At 57.1% G+C, this 23,659-nt stretch carries 15 protein-coding genes; 13 read left to right on the top strand and 2 right to left on the bottom strand.

The genetic code is table 11. The features are described from left to right. Nucleotides 1-66 precede the first annotated feature (66 nt). Nucleotides 67-1,419, top strand: coding sequence for a molecular chaperone (gene yegD / locus P2R09_RS09125; RefSeq protein WP_182629539.1), 1,353 nt, complete (start codon nt 67-69; stop codon nt 1,417-1,419). 382 nt (nt 1,420-1,801) lie between these two features. Here yegD and P2R09_RS09120 read toward each other — a convergent pair whose 3' ends face one another. Together P2R09_RS09120 and P2R09_RS09115 are read right to left on the bottom strand one after the other, a co-directional pair. Then, nucleotides 1,802-3,142, bottom strand: a complete 1,341-nt coding sequence (locus P2R09_RS09120) for a carbohydrate porin (protein WP_275768954.1) — start codon at nt 3,140-3,142, stop codon at nt 1,802-1,804. 207 nt (nt 3,143-3,349) lie between these two features. After that, complete coding sequence (locus tag P2R09_RS09115; protein WP_275768952.1) at nt 3,350-4,309, bottom strand: aldo/keto reductase; 960 nt, start codon at nt 4,307-4,309, stop codon at nt 3,350-3,352. A 240-nt stretch (nt 4,310-4,549) separates the two neighbouring features. Between P2R09_RS09115 and P2R09_RS09110 the strand changes: the two genes are divergently transcribed. From P2R09_RS09110 to P2R09_RS09055, 12 genes are all read left to right on the top strand, one after another. After that, entirely contained in the window at nt 4,550-5,788 is a 1,239-nt protein-coding gene (locus P2R09_RS09110) for an MdtA/MuxA family multidrug efflux RND transporter periplasmic adaptor subunit (protein ID WP_275768950.1), read from the top strand. Further along, nucleotides 5,788-8,910 carry an MdtB/MuxB family multidrug efflux RND transporter permease subunit gene (locus P2R09_RS09105; RefSeq protein WP_275768948.1) on the top strand — a complete coding sequence of 1,041 codons (3,123 nt, stop codon included), beginning with the start codon at nt 5,788-5,790 and terminating at the stop codon, nt 8,908-8,910. The genes P2R09_RS09110 and P2R09_RS09105 overlap by 1 nt, the downstream gene beginning before the upstream one ends. Then, entirely contained in the window at nt 8,907-11,978 is a 3,072-nt protein-coding gene (gene mdtC / locus P2R09_RS09100; protein ID WP_275768946.1) for a multidrug efflux RND transporter permease subunit MdtC, read from the top strand. The genes P2R09_RS09105 and mdtC overlap by 4 nt, the downstream gene beginning before the upstream one ends. A 54-nt stretch (nt 11,979-12,032) precedes the next feature. Beyond that, nucleotides 12,033-13,439 carry a multidrug transporter subunit MdtD gene (gene mdtD, locus P2R09_RS09095; RefSeq protein ID WP_275768944.1) on the top strand — a complete coding sequence of 469 codons (1,407 nt, stop codon included), beginning with the start codon at nt 12,033-12,035 and terminating at the stop codon, nt 13,437-13,439. After that, a complete protein-coding gene (baeS, locus tag P2R09_RS09090) occupies nt 13,436-14,824 on the top strand; it encodes a two-component system sensor histidine kinase BaeS (RefSeq protein WP_275768942.1) in 1,389 nt (462 codons plus the stop codon). The genes mdtD and baeS overlap by 4 nt, the downstream gene beginning before the upstream one ends. 6 nt (nt 14,825-14,830) lie before the next feature. Further along, entirely contained in the window at nt 14,831-15,538 is a 708-nt protein-coding gene (baeR, locus tag P2R09_RS09085; protein ID WP_004571268.1) for a two-component system response regulator BaeR, read from the top strand. 267 nt (nt 15,539-15,805) lie between these two features. Continuing rightward, nucleotides 15,806-17,188, top strand: coding sequence for a tRNA 5-hydroxyuridine modification protein YegQ (yegQ, locus tag P2R09_RS09080; protein ID WP_275770657.1), 1,383 nt, complete (start codon nt 15,806-15,808; stop codon nt 17,186-17,188). 222 nt (nt 17,189-17,410) lie between these two features. Continuing rightward, nucleotides 17,411-18,310, top strand: a complete 900-nt coding sequence (gene yegS / locus P2R09_RS09075; RefSeq protein WP_004571266.1) for a lipid kinase YegS — start codon at nt 17,411-17,413, stop codon at nt 18,308-18,310. A 208-nt stretch (nt 18,311-18,518) separates the two neighbouring features. Further along, entirely contained in the window at nt 18,519-19,733 is a 1,215-nt protein-coding gene (manD, locus tag P2R09_RS09070) for a D-mannonate dehydratase ManD (RefSeq protein WP_275768938.1), read from the top strand. A 10-nt stretch (nt 19,734-19,743) separates the two neighbouring features. Next, nucleotides 19,744-20,754 carry a Zn-dependent oxidoreductase gene (locus P2R09_RS09065; RefSeq protein ID WP_275768936.1) on the top strand — a complete coding sequence of 337 codons (1,011 nt, stop codon included), beginning with the start codon at nt 19,744-19,746 and terminating at the stop codon, nt 20,752-20,754. Nucleotides 20,755-20,834: 80 nt separating this feature from the next. Next, nucleotides 20,835-22,118, top strand: coding sequence for an MFS transporter (locus P2R09_RS09060; protein ID WP_275768934.1), 1,284 nt, complete (start codon nt 20,835-20,837; stop codon nt 22,116-22,118). 67 nt (nt 22,119-22,185) lie between these two features. After that, a complete protein-coding gene (locus P2R09_RS09055; protein ID WP_275768932.1) occupies nt 22,186-23,646 on the top strand; it encodes a mannitol dehydrogenase family protein in 1,461 nt (486 codons plus the stop codon). Nucleotides 23,647-23,659 lie beyond the last annotated feature (13 nt).

Below are 23,659 nucleotides of genomic sequence, written 5' to 3'. Positions count from 1 at the left end.
GACCTGCTTGCTACCCTGATGAAGCTGCGCTAAAGTCGCCCCCTTTTTTCCGGCATGGGGGCGAAAATGTTCATAGGATTCGATTACGGTACCGCTAACTGCTCAATTGCAGTCAGCGAAAATGGCACGCCACGTCTGTTAACGCTGGAAAATGATCAGCGCCTGCTGCCGTCGATGATCTGTGCGCCAACCCGCGAGTCGATCAGCGAATGGCTCTATCGCCACCATCAGGTGGCAACACCTGATAGCGAAACCACCGCGTTGTTGCAGCGCGCCCTGCGTTATAACCGCGAAGAAGATATTGAGGTCCAGCCCAACAGTGTGCAGTTTGGCCTTACCGCGCTGCAGCACTATATGGTCGATCCCGAAGATGTCTGGTTCGTTAAATCCCCCAAATCCTTTCTCGGTGCCACTGGCCTGAAGCCGCAGCAGATTGCTCTGTTTGAAGATCTGGTCTGCGCCATGATGCTGCACATCCGCCAAAAGGGCGAAAGCCAGCTTGATCACGCTATCGATCAGGCTGTGATCGGGCGTCCGGTCAACTTCCAGGGCTTAGGCAGTGAAGAGTCTAACCAGCAGGCTGAAGGCATTCTGCTTCGCGCGGCACACCGTGCCGGTTTCCGCGACGTGGAGTTTCAGTTTGAACCGGTGGCAGCCGGACTTGATTTCGAAGCCACACTCAAACAGGAAACAACCGTGCTGGTTGTGGATATCGGCGGCGGAACCACCGACTGCTCAATGTTGCTGATGGGACCAAAGTGGCGTGATAAGGCGGACCGCCGCGAAAGCCTGTTGGGCCATAGCGGTTGCCGCGTTGGCGGTAACGACCTGGATATCATGCTGACGTTTAAGACCCTGATGCCGCTCCTTGGCCTGGGTGGTAATACCCAGAAAGGTACCGCCTTGCCAGCCCTGCCGTGGTGGAACGCCATCGCGATAAATGATGTGCCGGCACAGAGCGACTTCTACAGCCCGGCCTGCGGAAAGTGGCTGCGGGATTTAGTGCGGGATGCTGAACAGGGCGATGTGGTGGCTCGACTGCTGAAAGTCTGGCAGCAGAAGCTGAGTTATCGCCTGGTGCGGGCAGCGGAAGAGAGCAAGATTGCGCTGTCAGCCAGCCCGGCGCATACCGCCTCGCTCGACTTTATTGCCGCCGCTTTAGAGACAGAAATTGGTGTGGAGCAGCTGCAGGACGCCATCAGTCAGCCGCTGGAGAAAATTCTGGAGCAGGTGCAGCTGGCATTAGCCACCAGCCAGATTAAACCCGATGTCATCTACCTGACGGGCGGCAGTGCGCGTTCACCGTTACTGCGCGCGGCACTGCAGCAGACGCTGCCGGATACGCCGATTGCGGGCGGCGATGATTTCGCCTCCGTCACAGCAGGGCTGGCCCGCTGGGCGGAAGTGATGTTCCGTTAATCCTGCTCTGCCCTGTTCTGTAATCAAAAAAAACGGCACCTTAGTAAGGGTGCCGTTTTTGTTTGTAAAGTCTGCGAAGGCTCAGTGCCTGCAATTTATACGGTTCTGAAATGCATACTACAGACGGCTCACAAACGTAAAGCGATGGGAGCATACGCCTGTAGCAAAGCATCGCGGGCCACGGACAAAAAAGCCGGGAGCTTTTTTGAACAACGCAAAGCGTTGGCCCGGTTACGGGCGTACCTCAGGGATGAGGTGCGTAATCGCCCGCGCTGAGCCTGCCAGGGATGGCGTCTTTTGCGTCTTTGCGTAAGGCGAATGCTCCCTGAGCCTGAGCGCGATCTCCCCGTAATGGTTTTAAGGATGCCGTTTTAGCCCGCTATCAGAAGGCAATATTGGCGCTGATACCGCCGATAAACGCATCCTTCACTTCGCTTACCGCGCCTGGCGCCACCACATACTGCAGGTTTGGTCGCAGTGACATCCAGTTCGTCACTTTGGCGTTGTAATAAACCTCATAGTTGTACTCTGAACCTTCCTGAATCGGCAGATAGGTCGGGCTGTCAAAGCGGCTCTCGCCATTCGCCTGATTCTGCTGACGCAGAGCGCGGGTGTAGTCGCTGTTCACATGAATACGCGACGCACCTACGCCAATCTCATCCTGAGGACGGGCATCAAACGGTCCTGTCCAGGTAAACGCGATAGACTGGTAGTTATCCGTCTTCGAGGTCTTGTGATCGTTCATCACCGCCTGAACCCGCACGCCCAGACCACGATTCACATCGCTATCCTGCGCGGTCAGCTGTTGCTGTAACAGCAGATAGCCGCCATAGGCATGCGCCTGATCCTGATAGCCGCCATTGCGCCAGCTGCCATAAACATCGCCATCCACCGACGAATAGTAATAACCGATGCGGTAATTACCCGGTAATTTCTCCGGCCCGAACGTCGGTTTCCAGCCCAGTTCCACCGGCACCAGATTGCCCTCGGAATTGCTGGTATCCAGACGGAAGCCATCTCCGCGATCGTAGTTAGCACGGTTCTGATTGTAGAAACCAACCTGGAAGAAGACCTCCGGGGTGATATTGAACTTAATCCGACCGCCCCACTGCGATACCGGCCAGTTGAACCAGCGATCGCCGCGCCAATTACCTGCCTGTCCGCTGCCCAGTGCCAGGTTCTGGAACAGGTTGCCATCGAAATTATCGAAGTCTTCACCCACCGTCACGCGTCCGGCTTTCAGATCGACCACATCGTTAAACAATCCTTTGCGTAACCAGAACTGTGTCAGACGCCAGGTCTGGCCGCGACCATACACCTCCTGCACGGAGGAGAGCATCCCGGTGCGTTGATCCGCGACCTGCTCAGAAACATTCTGTCCGTTACGATTCGTCACGGTCATCTGAAATTCGGCATCCTGCCAGTCCAGCAGCTTTTGCAGGTCGAAATTGGTGCCGAACGTCCACTGGTCGCTGTAGCGCATGGTGGTGTTGGTATTTGCGCCACCCCCTAAATTTGCGGCGCTCTCCATGGTGTAGTTGACGTCAAACTTGATGCCGTCATCCTGCAATTGCGTTCGGTAGCCGCCCCAGTCACCAAACATCCATTCGGAGTCCGGACTCAGTGCATCAGCAGCCATGGCTTGTGAAGAAAAAATGGCCAGGATCAGGGTGCCCGTTGCCATACTGGCAGCGGAAAAGGTGGGTGCTTTTCTGTTTTTCATCTTGTTTATTCTTATGTGAGTTACGGGAAGTGACGCGCAGAGGATAGTGCTGGGTAAACGCTGTTTTTTATAAATACGTGCGCATAGTTTCCCGTAACATCCGTTTATTAATGCAAGTGTGATCGGGATCTCTGATTGATTATTCTTTGGGCGGGTCAGACTTCCTGCACAGGCATATCGTAAAAAGGGGCGCTGGCGCCCCTGAAGTTAACGGCTCGCCTGGTTCAGTTGCTCAATCTGCGTGGGGGTGAGCGTCAGTTGCATCGCACCAGCCAGATCGTCGAGTTGGTTAATCGACGTCGCACTGACAATCGGGGCGGTAATGCCGGGACGGGCAATCAGCCATGCCAGTGCCACCTGAGCTGGCGTCGCCTGATGGGCTTCACTGATGGCATCCAGCGCATCCAGGATCCGCAGACCGCGCGGGTTAAGGTATTTCTCCACCACGCCCTGCCCGCGTGCGCTTTTACCGGCATCTGCTGCATCACGATATTTGCCACTGAGAAAACCGCTGGCAAGCGAGTAGTAGTTGATCACGCCTAAACCCTGCGCCATGACAACGGGCTCCAGTTCCGACTCATAAGGCTGGCGGTCAAACAGGTTATATTGCGGTTGCAGCGTTTCATAACGCGCCAGCCCCTGCGATTCACTCACCTTCAACGCCTCCTGCAGACGCGCTGCGCTGTAATTAGAGGCACCAATGGCGCGCACTTTACCTTCACGGATCAGGCTGTCAAAGGTGCTCAGCGTTTCCGTCAGCGGCGTATCCTGATCGTCGCGGTGTGCCTGATAGAGGTCGATGTAGTCAGTCTGTAAGCGGCGAAGTGAATCTTCGACTGCCTGACGGATATATTGCGGTTTCAGCCCGGTCTTCTCAGGCGACATTTCCATGCCAACTTTGGTTGCCAGCACGATCTGCTCACGTTTGCCGCTTTTTTTCAGCCACTCTCCAATAATGGTTTCGGATTCACCGCCTTTATTGCCTGGCGCCCAGCGGGAGTAGACATCGGCGGTATCGATGAACCACAACCCTCGTTCAACCAGCCCATCCAGCAGAGAAAACGAGGTGGATTGATCCACCGTCCAGCCAAACACATTGCCGCCAAACGTCAGTAACGGCACCGTAATCCCACTGTCACCCAACTGCCGGGTTTGATTCTGACTCATTATCTGCTCCTTAATTTGCCTGACAAACTGCCTGTTTCTCAGCATAGCAAAGTGTTTTAACGCCTTTATGACGATTGTGCTGCGATTAATGTAAGAACAGGCATAATTACCCGGCCCTGACAGATATCCTTATTTCCTTCAAATTTTGCCTGTCAGAGGCGACTACACTCTGTCGTTTGCAGGCTACCCATTTGATGCCTGCGCCTGGGACTACGTCACTGCTGGAGAGCATCAACAATCATGAGCACCCGACACCCTGTTATGAAGAAAACCCTGATCGCACTGGCCCTGATTGCTGTGGCCGCTGGCGGCTACTATGCCTGGCAGCGCACTGCCCAGCCACAGAGCAGCAGCCAGACGGACTCGCCCGGACCTCGAGGTGGTAAGGGCGGCGGTGACGGCGCTCGTCGGCCACTCGCCCCGGTTCAGGCAGCGACGGCTACCAGCCAGAGCGTGCCGCAATACCTTAGCGGATTGGGTACCGTCACGGCGGCTAACACGGCCACGGTGCGCAGCCGGGTCAATGGCGATCTGCTGGCGATCCACTTTACCGAAGGCCAGCAGGTCAACGCGGGCGATCTGCTGGCAGAAGTCGACCCACGTCCTTACCAGGTGGCGTTAACCCAGGCTCAGGGCCAGCTGGCGAAAGATCAGGCGACGCTGGCCAATGCCCGTCGGGACCTGGCGCGCTTCGAGAAGCTGGCAAAAACGTCGCTGGTATCGCAGCAGGAGCTGGATACCCAGCGCTCACTGGTGAATGAAACGCTGGGCACCCTGAAAGCGGATGAGGGAGGCGTCGCCAGTGCACAGCTCAATCTGACCTACAGCAAAATCACTGCACCGATTGCCGGCCGTATCGGTCTGAAACAGGTGGATGTCGGCAACTACGTCACCAGTGGCGACACCAACGGTATCGTCGTGATCACCCAGACGCACCCGATTGATGTGGTCTTTACCCTGGCGGAGAACAGCATCAGTTCCATTCTCAAGGCACAGAAAAGCGGCCAGCCGCTGCTGGTGGAGGCCTGGGATCGCAGTAATGAGAATTTAATCGCCAGCGGCAAACTGCTGAGCCTTGATAACCAGATTGATGTGACGACCGGCACCATAAAAATCAAAGCGCGGTTTGATAATCAGGACGACGCCCTCTTCCCTAATCAGTTCGTCAATGTTCGGCTCAAGGTCAACACCTTGCAGAATGCCGTTGTGATTCCGCCTGCCGCATTACAGATGGGCAACGAAGGCCACTTTGTCTGGGTGGTCAACAGTGACAACAAGGTCAGCAAGAAAAGCGTGATTGCCGGCCTGCAGGATAGCCAGAAAGTGGTGGTCAGCGCCGGTCTGGAAGCCGGTGAACGGGTCGTGACCGATGGTCTGGATCGTCTGACCGAAGGCGCGAAAGTCGAGGTGGTCGCGCCGCAGAGCAACGCACCGCGCGCCACCCGTGCCGCCCTGCCGTCAAAAGGAGAGCGTGAGTAATGCAGGTCATGCCTCCCGATCACAGTGGCGGGCCGTCACGCCAGTTTATTCTGCGTCCGGTCGCCACCACGCTTTTGATGATTGCGATCTTGCTGGCCGGGGTGCTGGGCTACCGGTTCCTGCCGGTCTCGGCACTCCCGGAAGTCGATTATCCGACCATTCAGGTGGTTACGCTCTATCCAGGTGCCAGCCCGGATGTGGTCACCTCCTCCATTACCGCCCCACTTGAGCGTCAGTTTGGTCAGATGTCGGGGCTGAAACAGATGGCATCGCAAAGCTCCGGCGGTGCCTCGGTGGTAACACTGCAGTTTCAGCTGACGCTGCCGCTGGATGTGGCCGAGCAGGAGGTGCAGGCGGCCATTAACTCTGCCACTAATCTGCTGCCCAATGACCTGCCCAATCCACCGGTCTACAGCAAAGTAAACCCTGCCGATCCGCCCATCATGACGCTGGCCGTCACGACGCGCAGCATGCCGCTGACGCAGGTCCAGGACATGGTGGAAACGCGGGTCGCGCAGAAAATTTCGCAGGTCAGCGGTGTCGGCCTGGTGACGTTGTCAGGCGGTCAGCGCCCGGCAGTGCGGGTAAAAATGAATGCGCAGGCGCTGGCGGCGCTGGGGCTGACCAGTGAAACGGTGCGAACCGCCATCAGCAATGCCAACGTTAACTCCGCCAAAGGCAGCCTGGATGGTCCGACGCGTTCTATTACTCTGTCAGCCAATGACCAGATGAAATCCGCGGAAGATTATCGACAGCTGATTATCAGTTACAAAAACGGCGCACCGGTGCGTCTTGGGGACGTGGCGACCATTGAACAGGGAGCAGAAAACAGCTGGCTCGGCGCCTGGGCCAATCGCGATGCGGCGATTGTGCTTAATGTTCAGCGTCAGCCCGGCGCTAATATTATCGCCACTGCGGATAATATCCGTGCCATGTTGCCCGCCCTGACGGAAACGCTGCCCAAATCGGTAGAGGTGAAACTGCTCACTGACCGCACCACCAATATTCGTGCGTCGGTGAACGATACGCAGTTTGAGCTGATACTGGCGATGGCGCTGGTGGTGATGATTATCTATCTGTTCCTGCGTAACGTGCCCGCCACGCTGATTCCGGCGGTGGCGGTGCCGCTGTCGCTGATCGGCACCTTTGCGGCGATGTACTTCCTCGGTTTTTCCATTAATAACCTGACGCTGATGGCGCTGACCATTGCCACTGGTTTTGTGGTCGATGATGCCATCGTGGTGATCGAGAACATCTCGCGCTATATCGAAAAAGGGGAAAAGCCGCTTACCGCCGCGCTGAAAGGTGCCGGTGAGATCGGCTTTACCATTATCTCCCTGACCTTCTCGCTGATTGCGGTACTGATTCCGCTGCTGTTTATGGGCGACGTAATTGGCCGTCTGTTCCGCGAATTTGCCGTGACGCTGGCCGTAGCGATTCTGATTTCAGCGGTGGTATCACTCACCCTGACGCCGATGATGTGCGCCCGGATGCTGAGCGCAGAGTCGCTGCGTAAACAGAACCGCTTTTCACGGGCCAGCGAGGCGATGTTTGATCGTATCGTGGCCGCCTATGGTCGTGGCCTGAAACGGGTGCTGAATCACCCCTGGCTGACATTGTCGGTCGCGCTTGGCACCCTTGTGCTGACGCTGCTGCTGTGGATGATGATCCCGAAAGGCTTTTTCCCGCAGCAGGACAACAGCATTATTCAGGGTACGCTGCAGGCACCGCAGTCGGTCTCCTACGCCAGCATGGCAGAGCGCACCCGCGACGTCGCGTCCATCATCATGAAAGATCCGGCGGTTGAGAGCATGACCTCGTTCGTCGGCGTCGATGGCACCAATGCCTCGCTGAACAGCGCGCGACTGCAGATTAACCTTAAACCTCTGGATCAACGCGACGACCGCATTCCGGCTATTCAGCAACGCCTGCAACAACAGGTCAGTCAGCTGCCGGGCGTGCAGCTCTGGCTGCAGGCGGTACAGGATCTCACCATCGATACCCAGGCGAGCCGCACGCCTTACCAGTTCACGCTGCAGTCCGGCTCCCTGTCGTCGCTCAGCACCTGGGTGCCGGCTCTGCTGACCCGGCTCAGTACCCTGCCACAGCTGCGTGACGTCAGCAGTGACTGGCAGGATCAGGGGCTGGAAGCTTATGTCAACGTTGACCGCGACAGCGCCAGCCGCCTCGGTATCAGCATGGCCGATGTCGATAACGCGCTGTACAACGCGTTTGGGCAGCGACTCATCTCCACCATCTATACCCAGGCAAATCAGTATCGTGTGGTGCTGGAGCAGGATAATAACGCCACACCGGGGCTGGAGAGCCTGGAGGCGATTCGCCTTAACAGCAGTGATGGCGGCAGCGTTCCGCTGAGCGCCATCGCCCGTATTGAACAGCGCCACACGCCGCTCAGCATTAACCATCTGGACCAGTTCCCGTCGGCGACCTTCTCCTTCAACGTGGCTGACGGCTATTCGCTCGAAGATGCGGTGAAGGCGGTGTCGCAGGCCGAAGCGCAGCTGGGCATGCCCGCGGAGCTGATGACCCAGTTCCAGGGCAGTACGCTGGCGTTTGAGGCGGCGCTGAGCAGCACCGTCTGGCTGATTGTGGCAGCCATCGTGGCGATGTACATCGTGCTGGGCGTGCTCTATGAAAGCTTTATTCACCCGATTACGATTCTCTCAACACTGCCCACTGCCGGTGTCGGCGCACTGCTGGCGCTGATGCTCAGCGGCAATGAGCTGGATATCGTGGCAATTATTGGCATCATCCTGCTGATCGGCATCGTGAAAAAGAACGCCATCATGATGATCGACTTTGCGCTGGCAGCCGAACGTGAACAGGGCATGAAGCCGGTAGATGCCATCTATCAGGCCTGTCTGTTGCGCTTCCGTCCGATTCTGATGACCACACTGGCAGCCCTTCTCGGTGCGCTGCCGCTGATGCTCAGCACCGGCGTCGGTGCCGAACTACGTCATCCGCTGGGAATCGCCATGGTCGGTGGCCTGATTCTGAGTCAGGTACTGACGCTGTTCACCACACCGGTGATCTACCTGCTGTTTGACCGCCTGGCGCATGCTACCCGCCGACGCTTTGGTCGTACGGAGGCCGCAGAGTGAAGTTTTTTGCCCTCTTCATCCATCGGCCCGTCGCCACGACCCTGCTGACACTGGCCATCGCCCTGGCCGGGATGCTGGGCTTCCGTCTGCTGCCGGTGGCACCGCTGCCGCAGGTCGATTTTCCGGTCATCGTCATCTCGGCCTCGCTGCCGGGCGCCTCACCGGAAATCATGGCATCGTCGGTGGCGACACCGCTGGAACGCTCTCTGGGACGCATCGCGGGGGTCAGTGAAATGACCTCTACCAGTTCGCTGGGCAGCACCCGCATCATTCTGGTGTTTGATTTTGATCGCGACATTAACGGCGCGGCGCGCGACGTGCAGGCCGCCATTAACGCCGCGCAAAGCCTGCTGCCCACCGGCATGCCGTCGCGTCCCACCTACCGGAAAGTTAACCCTTCTGATGCGCCGATCATGATCATGACGCTGACCTCAGATACCTACAATCCGGGTCAGCTTTATGACTACGCCTCTACCCAGCTGGCGCAGAAGCTGTCACAGATTGAAGGCGTGGGCGATGTCACCGTGGGCGGCAGTTCGCTGCCTGCGGTGCGCGTGGCGCTGAATCCCCAGGCACTGTTTAACCAGGGCGTATCGCTGGATGCGGTGCGCACCGCTATCTCCAATGCCAATCAGCGACGACCGCAGGGCGCACTGGATGACGGTCAGCAGCGCTGGCAACTGCGAACCAATGACGCGCTGCAGACTGCCCGGGAATATCAGCCGCTGGTGGTGCATTACAACAACGGCGCGGCGGTCAGGCTGTCGGATGTGGCGACGGTAGAGGACTCGGTTCAGGACGTGCGCAACGCCGGGATGTCACGGGGTAAACCTGCGGTTTTGCTGCTGATCCGCAAAACGCCTGAAGCGAACGTCATTGATACGGTCGATCGGATTCGCGCTGAAATGCCGCTGCTGCATGAGGTGATCCCCGCCGCCATCGATCTTGAGATTGCGCAGGATCGCTCGCCCACTATTCGCGCCTCGCTGCATGAAGTGGAGCAGTCGCTGATTATCGCCGTGGCGCTGGTGATTCTGGTGGTGTTTGTTTTCCTGCGCTCGGGCCGCGCCACGCTGATTCCGGCCGTTGCCGTGCCGGTTTCGCTAATCGGCACGTTTGCCGCGATGTACCTGTGCGGCTTCAGCCTGAATAATCTGTCACTGATGGCGCTGACCATTGCTACCGGTTTTGTGGTGGACGATGCGATTGTGGTGCTGGAGAACATTGCCCGTCACGTGGAAGCCGGCATGAAACCGCTGGCTGCCGCGCTAAAAGGGGTGCGGGAAGTCGGCTTTACCGTGCTGTCGATGAGCCTGTCGCTGATTGCAGTGTTCCTGCCGCTCCTGATGATTGGCGGGCTGATTGGCCGCTTCTTCTCTGAGTTTTCCATTACGCTGTCGGTGTCGATTCTTATCTCGCTGTTTATCTCGGTCACGCTGACGCCGGTGATGTGCGCTTATCTGCTGAAGCCACACGCGCCGCGCAGCCAGCCACGTAAGCGCGGGGTGGGCCGGGTACTGATGGCGATTCAGCAGGGCTACGGTCGGTCGCTGAACGTGGTGCTGAACCATGCACGCTGGGTGCTGCTGCTGTTTTTCGCCACCATCGCCCTGACAGGCTGGCTGTTCGTTCATATCCCGAAAACCTTTATGCCGGAACAGGATACCGGGCGACTCTCCGGCTTTATCTCTGCCGACCAGAGCATTTCCTTTCAGGCGATGCGCAGCAAGCTGCAGGATTTTATGGAGATTGTCGGGGCCGATCCGGCGGTGGAAAGCGTGGTGGGCTTTACCGGTGGGATGCGGACCAACAGCGGTTCGATGTTTATCTCGCTGAAGCCGCTGTCGGAGCGCAAAGAGAGTGCCCTTGAGATAATCGCCCGGCTGCGCACTAAGCTGGCGAAAGAGCCGGGGGCCAATCTCTATCTGAATGCGGTGCAGGATCTGCGCGCGGGGGGTCGGGAATCGAATGCTGCTTATCAATATTCATTGCTGTCGGACGATCTCGGCGCACTGCGGACGTGGGAGCCGAAAATCCGGGAGGCGTTCTCCGCGCTGCCGCAGCTGGCGGACGTGAACTCCGATCAGCAGGATAAAGGCAGCGAAATGGCGCTGACCTACGATCGTGAAAGCATGGCCCGGCTTGGCATTGATGTCTCTCAGGCCAATGCACTGCTGAATAACGCTTTTGGTCAGCGTCAGATTTCCACTATCTATCAGCCGCTTAATCAGTACAAAGTGGTGATGGAGGTCGATCCACGCTACACCCAGGATATCAGTGCCCTGTCGCAGATGTTTGTGATAAACGCCGACGGTAAAGCGATTCCGCTGTCATGGTTTGCCCACTGGCAGCCCGCGAATGCCCCACTTTCGGTGAACCACGAGGGGCTCTCGGCCGCCTCTACGATCTCTTTTAACCTGCCAGAGGGTGTGTCGCTGTCACAGGCATCGGAAGCGATTGAACGGACCATGACCGCGATTGGCGTGCCCTCCAGTGTGCGCGGCAGTTTTGCCGGTACGGCGCAGGTGTTTGAGCAGTCGCAAAGCAGCCAGCTCTGGCTGATGCTGGCAGCCATTGCGGCGGTCTATATCGTGCTGGGCATCCTCTACGAAAGCTATGTGCATCCGCTGACGATTCTCTCTACCCTGCCCTCGGCGGGTGTCGGGGCGTTGCTGGCGCTGGAACTGTTCGATACGCCCTTTAGCCTGATTGCGCTGATCGGTATTCTGCTGCTGATTGGCATCGTGAAAAAGAACGCCATCATGATGGTCGATTTTGCGCTGGAGGCCGAGCGTAACGGCCAGCTGAGTGCGCGAGAGGCGATTTTCCAGGCGTGCCTGCTGCGCTTCCGGCCAATTATGATGACCACGCTGGCGGCATTGTTTGGCGCGCTGCCACTGGTGCTGAGCAGCGGCGACGGTGCCGAACTACGTCAACCGCTGGGAATTACCATTGCAGGCGGGCTGGTGATGAGCCAGCTGCTGACACTCTACACCACGCCGGTGGTCTATCTGATGATGGATAAATTGCGGCGCAAAAAGCGTCCGCTGACCGCCGCCGCGCAATAGCCGTAATGGGTGTGTCGGCAGGCACGGCGCGTGACGCTTTTATCGGGGGGATCGATGACTACGCAAAGCACTCATGTCCGCTGGCAACTGTGGATCGTTGCCATCGGCTTCTTTATGCAGACGCTGGATACCACCATCGTCAATACCGCGATCCCATCGATGGCGCACGATCTGGGAGTCAGTCCGCTGCACATGCACTCGGTGATCGTCTATTACGTGCTGACGGTGGCGGTGATGCTGCCGGTCAGTGGCTGGCTGGCGGATCGTTTTGGCGTGCGCAACATTTTCTTCTGCGCGATTCTGCTGTTCAGTATCGGCTCGCTGCTGTGCGCCATATCGGGCACGCTGGATCAGCTGGTGCTGTCGCGCGTGGTTCAGGGGATTGGCGGAGCCATGATGGTTCCCGTGGGTCGCCTGACGGTGATGAAAATCGTGCCGCGCGAGCAATATATGTCCGCCATGACCTTTGTCACCCTGCCCGGCCAGATTGGCCCGCTGCTGGGTCCGGCACTGGGCGGTGTGCTGGTAGAGTACGCCAGCTGGCACTGGATCTTTCTCATCAATATTCCGGTCGGCATCGCCGGCGCTATCGCCACTCTGATGCTGATGCCCAACCACATTATGCAAACGCGGCGCTTTGATTTCGCCGGGTTTATTCTGCTGGCCGCTGGCATGGCAACCCTGACACTGGCGCTGGATGGCCAGCGTAGCAGTGGTGGCTCACCGCTGTTACTGGGTGCCATGATTCTCGTTGGCCTGTTCTCTCTGCTCTTCTACCTGATGCATGCACGCGGCAATGATAATGCGCTGTTCAGCCTGAGGCTGTTTGATAATCGCGTTTATGCCATTGGTCTGCTGGGCAGTTTTACCGGCCGCATCGGCAGCGGCATGCTGCCCTTTATGACCCCTATTTTTCTGCAGATTGGCATGGGCTACAGCCCGTTTCACGCCGGTCTGATGATGATTTCAATGGTGCTGGGGAATATGGGGATGAAGCGCATAGTGGTGCGCATCGTCAATCTTTACGGCTACCGCAACGTGCTGGTGATGTCGACGGTGGCGCTGGCGCTGGTGGTCCTGCTGTTCCCACTGGTGGCGCTCATGGGTTGGGTCTGGCTACTGCCGCTGGTGCTGTTTCTGCAGGGCATGGTCAATGCCATTCGCTTCTCTTCAATGAATACCCTGACGCTGAAGGAGCTGCCCGATGAGCTGGCATCCAGCGGCAACAGCCTGCTGTCGATGATTATGCAGCTGTCGATGAGTATTGGCGTCACCGTCGCCGGGCTGCTGCTGGGCGCATTTGCTCATGAAAACATGGCGAACAGCACCGCGAATCACTCAATGTTTATTTATACCTACCTTTGCATGTCGCTGATTATTCTTCTGCCCGCGCTGGTGTTCTGGCGCGTCCCGCCACAGACGAATGCCAACGTTGATTTGCGACGCCGGAGAGAAAAATGAGAGTTAACCTGCGACTGGGCATCGGTGCCAAACTGTTTATGGCGATTTTCGCTACCTGCATGCTGGTCCTGATCACCATGCACTGGGGCGTTCGGATGAGTTTCGAGCACGGCTTTGTCGACTACATTAAACGCGGCAACGAGCAGCGGTTAAACCTGCTCAGCGATGCCCTCGCCGATCAGTATGAGCAGCACGGCAACTGGGATTTTTTGCGCCATAACGATCGGCTGGTCTTTACCATGCTGCGCTCGCTGGAGCAGAATCCCGACAGCAACAGCCAGCTACCGCCGCACGGCTGGCGTACCCAGTTCTGGATTCTTGACCAGCAGTATAAAGTGCTGGCCGGACCAAAATCGCCGGTGCCACCCGAAGGCACACGACGCAACATCACCACCAGCAACAATAAAGTGGTCGGCTGGGTGATCGGCTCGCCGCCGGAGCGGCTGACGCGCAGCACCGACATTAACTTTGATCAACAGCAGCGGCGTACCAGCTGGATTATCGTGGGGCTTTCAACGCTGCTGGCGGCGCTGGCGACCTGGCTGATGGCGCGCGGTCTGCTGGCGCCGGTCAAGCGACTGGTCGACGGCACTCATCATCTGGCGGCCGGTAATTTTGCTACCCGCGTGGAGGTCAGCAGCCGGGATGAGCTGGGCCAGCTGGCCGGTGACTTTAACCTTCTCGCCAGCTCGCTGGAGAAAAACGAAAGCATGCGGCGCGCTTTTATGGCCGACATCTCCCATGAGCTGCGCACACCGCTGGCGATCCTGCGCGGTGAACTGGAAGCGATGCAGGATGGGGTGCGCAAACTGACGCCCGAAGCGATCGCCTCGCTGCAGAGCGAGGTGGTGGTGCTGACCAAGCTGGTGGACGATCTGCACCAGCTGTCGTTATCGGATGAGGGTGCCCTTGCCTACCGCAAACAGGCCACCGATCTGGTTCAGTTGCTGGAGGTGACGGCGGGCAGCTTTGCCGAGCGCTATCGCGCGCACGGCCTGACGCTGAAACTGAATCTGCCCGAAAACGCCCCATTCTTTGGCGATCCCGGCAGGCTGATGCAGTTATTCACCAACCTTCTTGAGAACAGCCTGCGCTACACCGACAGCGGTGGCCGCGTTGAAGTGACACTGAAGTATGAAGCGCCCCACTGGTGCATCGATTTTGATGACAGCGCACCTGGCGTGGATAAAGAACATCAGGTGCAGATTTTTGAGCGTTTCTTCCGCACCGAAGGCTCGCGCAACCGCGCCAGCGGCGGCTCGGGTCTGGGGCTGGCCATCTGTAAAAATATCGCTGATGCACATGGTGGCGATATTCATGCGTCGCACTCTGATTTAGGTGGACTGAAAATCGCGCTACACTTGCGCTATGTTCCCCTTGTGTAAATGCTTATGAGCCAGGAAAACCACGACCCGCTGATTCTGGTGGTCGAAGATGAGCCGAAACTGGCGCAGCTGATGATCGATTATCTGCACGCCTCAAACTACCGTACCCATCACATCGCCGACGGCAACGCGGTGCTGGAGTATGTGCGTCAGACGCCACCCGATCTGATGCTGCTGGATTTAATGCTGCCTGGCACCGATGGCTTAACGCTTTGCCGTGAAATCCGCCGTCATTCCGAGCTGCCGATTATTATGGTCACCGCGCGTACCGAGGAGATTGATCGGCTGCTGGGATTAGAGCTGGGCGCGGATGACTACATCTGCAAACCCTTCAGTCCGCGTGAAGTGGTGGCACGGGTCAAAACGATTCTGCGCCGGGTCAGGCGTTCAGCGGAAGAGCCGCAAAGCGCCTCGTTGCTGCGGGTCGACGAAAGCCGCTTCTTCGCCAGCTGGCGCGAAAAGCCACTGGATCTTACTCCGGCGGAATTCCGTCTGCTGAAAACGTTGTCGCTGGAACCGGGCAAGGTCTTTTCACGTGAACAGCTGCTCAACCATCTTTATGATGACTACCGCGTGGTCACGGATCGCACCATCGACAGCCATATCAAGAATCTGCGGCGGAAGCTAGAGAACCTCGACAGTGAGCAACCTTTTATCCGCGCCGTCTACGGGATGGGCTATCGCTGGGAAGCCGATGCCTGTCATTTGATCTAGTTTGATCCCGATCAATTTACTTCCCTTTTCTCACTGCCTACAATTCCGCACCCTTTGCAGGGCTTAGAGCCTATCCCAGCAGGTGTAATTGTTGCAGGCAGTCTGGACACGGACAGCGCGGAACAACCGGAGCGTACACGTAGTACGTGAGGATTGTGAGCACTGCCCAGGTTCAGACTGGCAAATAAAATAGCCTGATGGGATAGGCTCTTAATGGTCCTGCACCTGTCGCCTTAAGCGACATACTGACCTGACATCAGTGAGAAGATCATGAAACCCGAACTGCTTTCCCCTGCTGGCACGCTAAAAAACATGCGTTACGCCTTTGCTTATGGGGCCGATGCCGTCTATGCCGGCCAGCCGCGCTATAGCCTGCGGGTGCGCAACAACGAATTTACCCACGAAAATCTTGCGCTGGGCATCAATGAAGCGCACGCGCTGGGCAAAAAATTCTATGTGGTGGTGAACATTGCGCCGCATAACGCCAAGCTGAAAACCTTTATTCGCGACCTGACGCCGGTGGTGGAGATGCAGCCTGACGCGCTGATCATGTCCGATCCCGGTCTTATCATGCTGGTGCGCGAGGCTTTTCCGACGATGCCGATTCACCTGTCGGTGCAGGCCAATGCGGTCAACTGGGCCACGGTAAAATTCTGGCAGCAGATGGGGCTGAGCCGGGTAATCCTGTCACGCGAGTTATCGCTGGAGGAGATTGGCGAGATCCGCCAGCAGGTGCCGGAGATGGAGCTGGAAGTCTTCGTTCATGGCGCGCTCTGTATGGCCTATTCCGGTCGCTGCCTGCTGTCAGGCTATATGAACAAGCGCGACCCGAATCAGGGCACCTGCACCAATGCCTGCCGCTGGGAATATAAAGTGCAGGAAGGCCAGCAGGATGAGGTGGGGAATATCGTCGGTATTCACACGCCGGTCGCAGTGCAGGATGTCACGCCGGTGCTGGGCATCGGTCAGCCTACCGACAAGGTGTTTCTGCTGGAAGAGAAGATGAAACCTGGCGAAGTGATGAGCGCGTTCGAAGATGAGCATGGCACCTATATCATGAACTCGCGGGATCTGCGCGCGGTCGCGCATGTTGAGCAGCTTAGCGAGATGGGCGTTCATTCGCTGAAAATCGAGGGACGTACTAAGTCCTATTACTACTGCGCCCGCACCGCTCAGGTGTATCGCCGGGCGATTGATGATGCCGCTGCCGGGAAGCCGTTTGATCCGTCACTGCTGTTGACGCTGGAAGGTCTGGCCCATCGCGGCTATACCGAAGGCTTCCTTCGCCGCCACACTCATGACAGTTATCAGAATTATCAGCAGGGTTTTTCCGTGTCCGATCGCCAGCAATTTGTCGGCGAATTTACCGGCGAGCGTCGGAATGAGTGGGCTGAAGTGGCGGTGAAGAACAAGTTTATGCTGCACGACAGCGTGGAGATCATGACGCCCGAAGGAAACCTGAATTGTCAGCTTGATGCGCTGCAGAACGCGCGCGGCGAACCCACCGAGGTTGCGCCGGGCGATGGCCATCGCGTCTGGTTGCGGGTGCCGCAGGAAGTCGATCTGCGTTTTGCACTGCTGCTGCGCAACTTCGATCACGGTGAAGATACCCGGGATCCACATAATCGTTTACCAACGGAAACATTTTGAGGAAATCAGAACAGGATCACAGACCCCTGTTCAGCGCTGCTTTATAGTCCTGCCTGCTGCTAATGAGTAACAACAAACGGCAGATTTACCTGGAACCACCTCATTTACCCGCCCGGCTCCCCCGTGCGGGTTTTCTTTTTTCTCTCTTTCGCCAATTATTTACTGCTGGCAGCTATGTTATAAATTCCCCTTCTTACTCTGTAGATCTCCAAGGAACGCAAAATGGATAATAAACCGCTAACGCTACTCATTCTGAATGGGAAAGGCGCGGGCAATGATGATCTGCGCGAAGCCATTACTGCCCTTCGTGAAGAAGGCTTCGATATTGCGGTGCGTGTCACTTTTGAAAAAGGTGATGGCGACAGGTACGTCAAAGAGGCGATTGCGCTGCAGGCGGAGACGGTGGTCGCAGGTGGTGGCGATGGCACCATCAACGAAATCGCGACAGCGCTGGCGGCATCGAATGCCGATCATCGCCCGGTGCTGGGCATCCTGCCGCTGGGAACGGCCAACGATTTTGCCACCAGCGTGGGCATTCCGGAAGAGATGGAACCGGCATTGCGTCTGGCGATCCAGGGCAAAGCCAGCACCATCGACCTGGCCAGAGTGAACCAGGATCACTACTTCATTAACATGGCGACGGGTGGATTTGGCACCCGCATCACCACGGAAACCCCGGAAAAGCTAAAGTCGGCACTGGGCGGTGTTTCCTATTTTATTCACGGCCTGATGCGCATGGATACGCTGAAACCTGATACCTGCGAGATCAGCGGTCCCGATTTCAACTGGCAGGGTGATGCGCTGGTCATTGGCATTGGTAATGGACGTCAGGCGGGCGGTGGTCAGCGACTCTGCCCTTCGGCCCTGATTAACGATGGCCGGCTGGACGTCAGCATTGTCACCGCACAGGAGCTGCTGCCGACCCTGTTGCACTCACTGACGGGCGACGATGACAATCCGGGCATCGTCACCGCTCAGCTGGAGTCACTGACCATCCGTTCTCCACATGAAATGACCTTTAACCTTGATGGCGAGCCGCTTTCAGGAAGGGAATTCGTGATTGAGGTGATGGCGGGCGCATTGAGCTGTCGTCTGCCTCCACAGTGTGAACTCCTTTCCTGAGCCTGATTCAGGGGGCGAAAGCCCCCCTTTTAATGCCGGTCTGAATCTCTGTCTGTAAAAAACGCCTCTTTCATTCCCCTTTTTGCCGCGCCTGGGTACCCCTGAAAACACTCTGTGACTGGGTTCACAACTCTGCCAGACCAACTTGTATGGTAGTATTAAAGTGCGTACTTTTTCATCATTGAACGCTGACTGAAAGGCAACCAGGATGAAAATTGTTAAGGCGGAAGTATTTGTAACCTGCGCAGGCAGAAACTTTGTCACCCTAAAAATCACCACGGATCAGGGACTGACCGGCATTGGCGACGCCACGCTGAATGGCCGTGAATTACCGGTCTCCTCCTACCTGAAAGATCACATCTGTCCGCAGCTGATTGGCCGCAACGCCCATCAGATCGAAGATATCTGGCAATACTTCTACAAAGGCGCTTACTGGCGTCGCGGTCCGGTGACTATGTCAGCTATCTCTGCGGTCGATATGGCACTGTGGGATATCAAAGGTAAAGCCGCCAATATGCCGCTTTACCAGTTGCTGGGTGGTGCCTCACGCACTGGCGTTATGGTCTATTGCCACACCACCGGCCATTCCATTGATGAAGTGATGGATGACTACGCGAAACACAAAGAGCTGGGCTTCAAAGCGATTCGCGCCCAGTGCGGCGTGCCGGGCATGAAAACCACTTACGGGATGGCGAAAGGCAAAGGCCTGGCTTACGAGCCGGCAACCAAAGGTCACTGGCCGGAAGAGCAGTTCTGGTCAACGGAAAAATACCTCGATTTCACCCCGAAATTGTTCGCAGCCATCCGTGACAAATTTGGTTTCGATGAGCATCTGCTGCATGACATGCACCATCGCCTGACACCGATTGAAGCCGCGCGTTTTGGCAAGAGCGTGGAAGATTATCGCCTGTTCTGGATGGAAGATCCGACACCCGCCGAAAACCAGGAATGCTTCCGTCTGATCCGCCAGCACACCGTCACGCCTATTGCGGTGGGCGAAGTGTTCAACAGCATCTGGGATTGTAAGCAGCTGATTGAAGAGCAGCTGATCGACTACATCCGCACCACCATCACACATGCGGGCGGGATTACCGGTATGCGACGTATCGCTGATTTTGCCTCACTCTATCAGGTGCGCACCGGCTCTCACGGTCCTTCAGACCTCTCCCCGATTTGCATGGCGGCAGCACTGCACTTTGACCTCTGGGTGCCGAACTTCGGCGTGCAGGAGTACATGGGCTTCTCTGAACAGATGATGGAGCTATTTGACGCAAACTGGACCTTTGATCAGGGCTATATGCATCCCGGCGACAAACCGGGCCTTGGCATAGAGTTCAACGAGAAACTGGCTGCGAAATATCCCTATGAACCTGCCTATCTGCCGGTCGCCCGTCTTGAAGATGGCACCCTGTGGAACTGGTAAGGAGAAGCTCATGAAAAGTGTTGTTATTGAACAGCCAGGCGAACTGGTGATAGCTGAACGTCCACTGCCACAACCGGCGGCAGGCGAAGTCCGGGTCAAAGTGGCCTATGCCAGTATCTGCGGTTCGGATGTGCATATCTGGCACGGCCATAACCCGTTCGCGAAATATCCGCGCGTGATTGGCCATGAATTTTTTGGTGTGATCGATGCGGTAGGTGCGGGAGTCGATGCGGCCCGACTGGGTCAGCGCGTAGCGGTCGATCCGGTGGTGAGCTGCGGCAGCTGCTATCCCTGCTCGGTAGGCCGTCCCAATGTCTGTACCACACTGCAGGTGATTGGCGTGCATCGCGACGGCGGCTTCAGCGACTATGCGCTGGCCCCGGCAAAAAATGCCTGGGAGTTGCCGGACGCCATCCCCGACAAGCTTGCCAGCCTGGTTGAGCCCTTTACCATCGCAGCCAACATTACGGCGTTTCTTAAGCCGCAGCCAGACGATGTCGCCCTGATTTATGGCGCCGGACCAATGGGGCTTACCGCGATTCAGGTGCTGAAAAACGTCTATAAAGTGAAAAAAGTGATGGTGGTGGATCGTCTGCCGGAACGCCTGGCGCTGGCTGAAGAGAGTGGTGCCGATCAGCGGTTCGATAACAGCGAAATCCCGCTGGCAGCACAGCTTGAGGGCGTACAGCCCACGCTGATTATCGACGCCGCCTGCCATCCCGCTATTCTGGCAGAAGCCGCCGCGCTCGCCTCACCGGCCGCGCGTATCGGTCTGCTGGGCTTCTCCGGCGAACCGTGCAGCATTACTCAGCAGAGCCTGACCAGCAAAGAGCTGTCGCTGTTTACCTCGCGTCTCAACAGCAACCGCTTTCCACAGGTGATCGCGTGGATGGAAAAAGGCTTGATCCAGCCAGAAAAACTCGTGACGCACTACTTCCCGCTGCAGGAGATTGAACGCGCGATGACCCTGTTCGAAAAAGATCCGCGCACCTGCTGCAAAGTGATCCTGCAAATGGGTTAACTCCCGCTGAACACCAGGTCTCCTTCGCCGGTGCGTACCCGCCGGCCTGATTAAAAAAGAAAACAGATCACGGAGTTTGTATGTTCAAGAATCTGCGCTGGACCCTCGTTTTGCTGCTCTTCCTGGTTTACATGATCAACTACCTCGATCGTGTTGCCCTCTCACTGACGGTGCCGCTGGTGGAGAAAGATCTGGCGATCAATGCTGAGCAGTTCGGCATGATTTTCGGCAGCTTCTTTTTCGGCTATGCCCTGTTTAACTTTGTCGGCGGCCTCGCCACTGACCGCTTTGGCCCGAAAATCGTGCTGGCCGTGGCGGTGGGTGCCTGGTCCATTTTCTGCGGCATGACAGCACTGGCGACCGGCTTCTGGTCGCTGCTGATTCTGCGTGTGCTATTCGGCATGGCGGAAGGCCCAATCTGCTCCTCAGCCAACAAAGCCATTAACGGCTGGTTCCCGAAAAAACAGGCCGCAACAGCGATGGGCTTACTGAGTGCCGGCTCACCTTTGGGTGGCGCCGTCGCCGGCCCGATCATTGGCTATCTTGCTCTGGCCTATGGCTGGCGTCCGGCGTTTGTGATCGTCTGCTGTATCGGTCTGGTCTGGATGGCGTTCTGGCTCTCCTTTGCCGCTGATAACCCGGCAAAAAGCAAAATTGTCACCGAAAAAGAGCGTCTGCTGATTGATCGCCTGAAAGCCACCAATCCGAATGATGAGGTTGACCTGGCTGAAACGCCGCATCCGTTTGGCTACTACCTGCGCCAGCCGATTATCCTGGTCACGGCGTTTGCCTTCTTCTGCTACAACTACATCCTGTTCTTCTTCCTGAGCTGGTTCCCGGCCTATCTGGTGCAGGCGCACGGCCTGGATATCAAATCCATGAGCATCACCACCATGATCCCGTGGATAGTGGGATTCGTTGGTCTGGCGCTGGGTGGCTGGATCTCCGATAAAATCTTCAATATCACCGGCAAACTGTTGTTGTCCCGTAAAATTGTGCTGGTGGTCTCACTGCTGGCAGCCGCAATTTGTGTGGCACTGGCGGGTACGATAAAAGAAGTGGTTCCTGCCGTTATGATGATGTCGGTGTCGATTTTCTTTCTCTATATTACCGGCGCGATCTACTGGGCGATTATTCAGGATGTGGTACACAAGAGTCGTATCGGCAGCATCAGCGGCTTTATCCATCTGGTGGGTAGCCTCTCCGGCATCATCGGGCCGATCGTCACCGGCTTTATTGTCCAGCACACCGGTAAATTCGATAGCGCCTTTGTACTGGCGGGTTGTGTCGCCGCGCTGGGGGCTTTCCTGGTGCTGTTCGTGATTCGCAGTCCGAAATCCCAGGATAAACCGGTTTCGGTCTGAGTGTTGTTCCGCTAACAGAACGATGATTTCGGGGCGCCATGCGCCCCGTTTGCCATAAGGACGGAGTATGTTACAGATTGATCGCCTGCCCGCTGAGGTCCAGCGCCCCACTTACGACCGCAGCAATTTAAAGACTCGCATGGTACATATTGGTTTTGGTGCGTTTCACCGCGCGCATCAGGCACTCTGCAGCGATAAGCTGGCTGAACAAGGCAGTGACTGGGGCTACTGCGAAGTTAACCTCAACAGCGGCGATCTGATTCAGGCTCTGCGTGAGCAAAATCTGCTCTATACCCTGACAGAGATGGCCGATGACTCACTGCAAACCCGGGTCATTGGCGTGATTACTCAGGCGCTGCACGGCAAAAGTGATGGGATTGAGGCGGTGATCAACGCAATGAGTCAGCCAGAGGTGGCCATTGTCTCTATGACCGTCACCGAGAAAGGCTATTGCCATCAGCCCGCCAGTGGAAATTTAAATCCCGATCATCCTGACATCGTGCACGATCTGCAGAATCCAGACTCGCCTCGCTCGCTGCCGGGTCTGATTCTGGCCGCGATTCGCCGCCGGCGGAAGCAGGATCTGCCTGCGTTCAGCGTAATGTCCTGCGACAACATGCCGGAAAATGGTCACGTCATCCGTAATGTGATTGTGCAGCTGGCACAGTATCAGGATCCGGCGCTGGCAGACTACATTCAGCAGCACATCACCTTCCCCTCCACCATGGTGGATCGCATCGTGCCGGCCATGACCGATGCGGCATTTGCCGCGCTGAACGTGCGCCTGGGTTGCAGCGATCCGGTTGCGGTTGAAGCGGAGCCCTTCTTCCAGTGGGTGATCGAAGATAACTTCGTTAATGGTCGTCCGGCGTGGGAAAAAGCAGGCGCAGAGCTGGTCAGCGATGTCCTGCCCTATGAAGAGATGAAACTGCGGATGTTGAATGGCAGCCACTCTTTCCTGGCCTATCTTGGCTTCCTGGCCGGTTATGAGTACATCAGCGACTGCATGGCCGATCCTCATTTCCGCGCCGCCGCCCGTTCACTGATGGTGGATGAGCAAGCCCCAACGCTGCGCACTCAGGGCGTGGAGCTCAATGCATACGCCGATTCGCTGATTGCCCGTTATGAAAACCGTGCGATTAAACATCGCACCGGACAGATTGCCACTGACGGCACCCAGAAGCTGCCACAACGTATGCTTGATAGCCTGCGCTGGCACCTGCAGCGCGGCAGCGACTGCGACCTACTGTTGCTGGGCGTGGCGGGCTGGATGCGCTATGTCGGCGGCATTGATGAGAAGGGTCAGCCGATTGAGATTCGTGATCCGATGAAAGCGCAACTGGCAGAATGCGTCGCCAGCAGCGAAGAGGGTGAAGCGCGTGTACGGGCGTTACTCTCCATGCGCGAAGTGTTTGGCGACGATCTGGCGCAGAATGCCGATGTAGTCGGCCGACTGACCGCCTGGTATAACAAACTGGCCACTCAGGGCGCGCGCGCGACGGTGCACCAGTGTCTCAACCGCAGCTAAAAGGGCTGGCGCA

Source organism: Pantoea sp. Cr_R13 (assembly GCF_029222565.1).
Lineage (GTDB): Bacteria > Pseudomonadota > Gammaproteobacteria > Enterobacterales > Enterobacteriaceae > Pantoea > Pantoea eucalypti.
The sequence above is the reverse complement of the archived record's forward strand: the minus strand, read 5'-3'. Positions and strand labels throughout refer to the sequence as shown.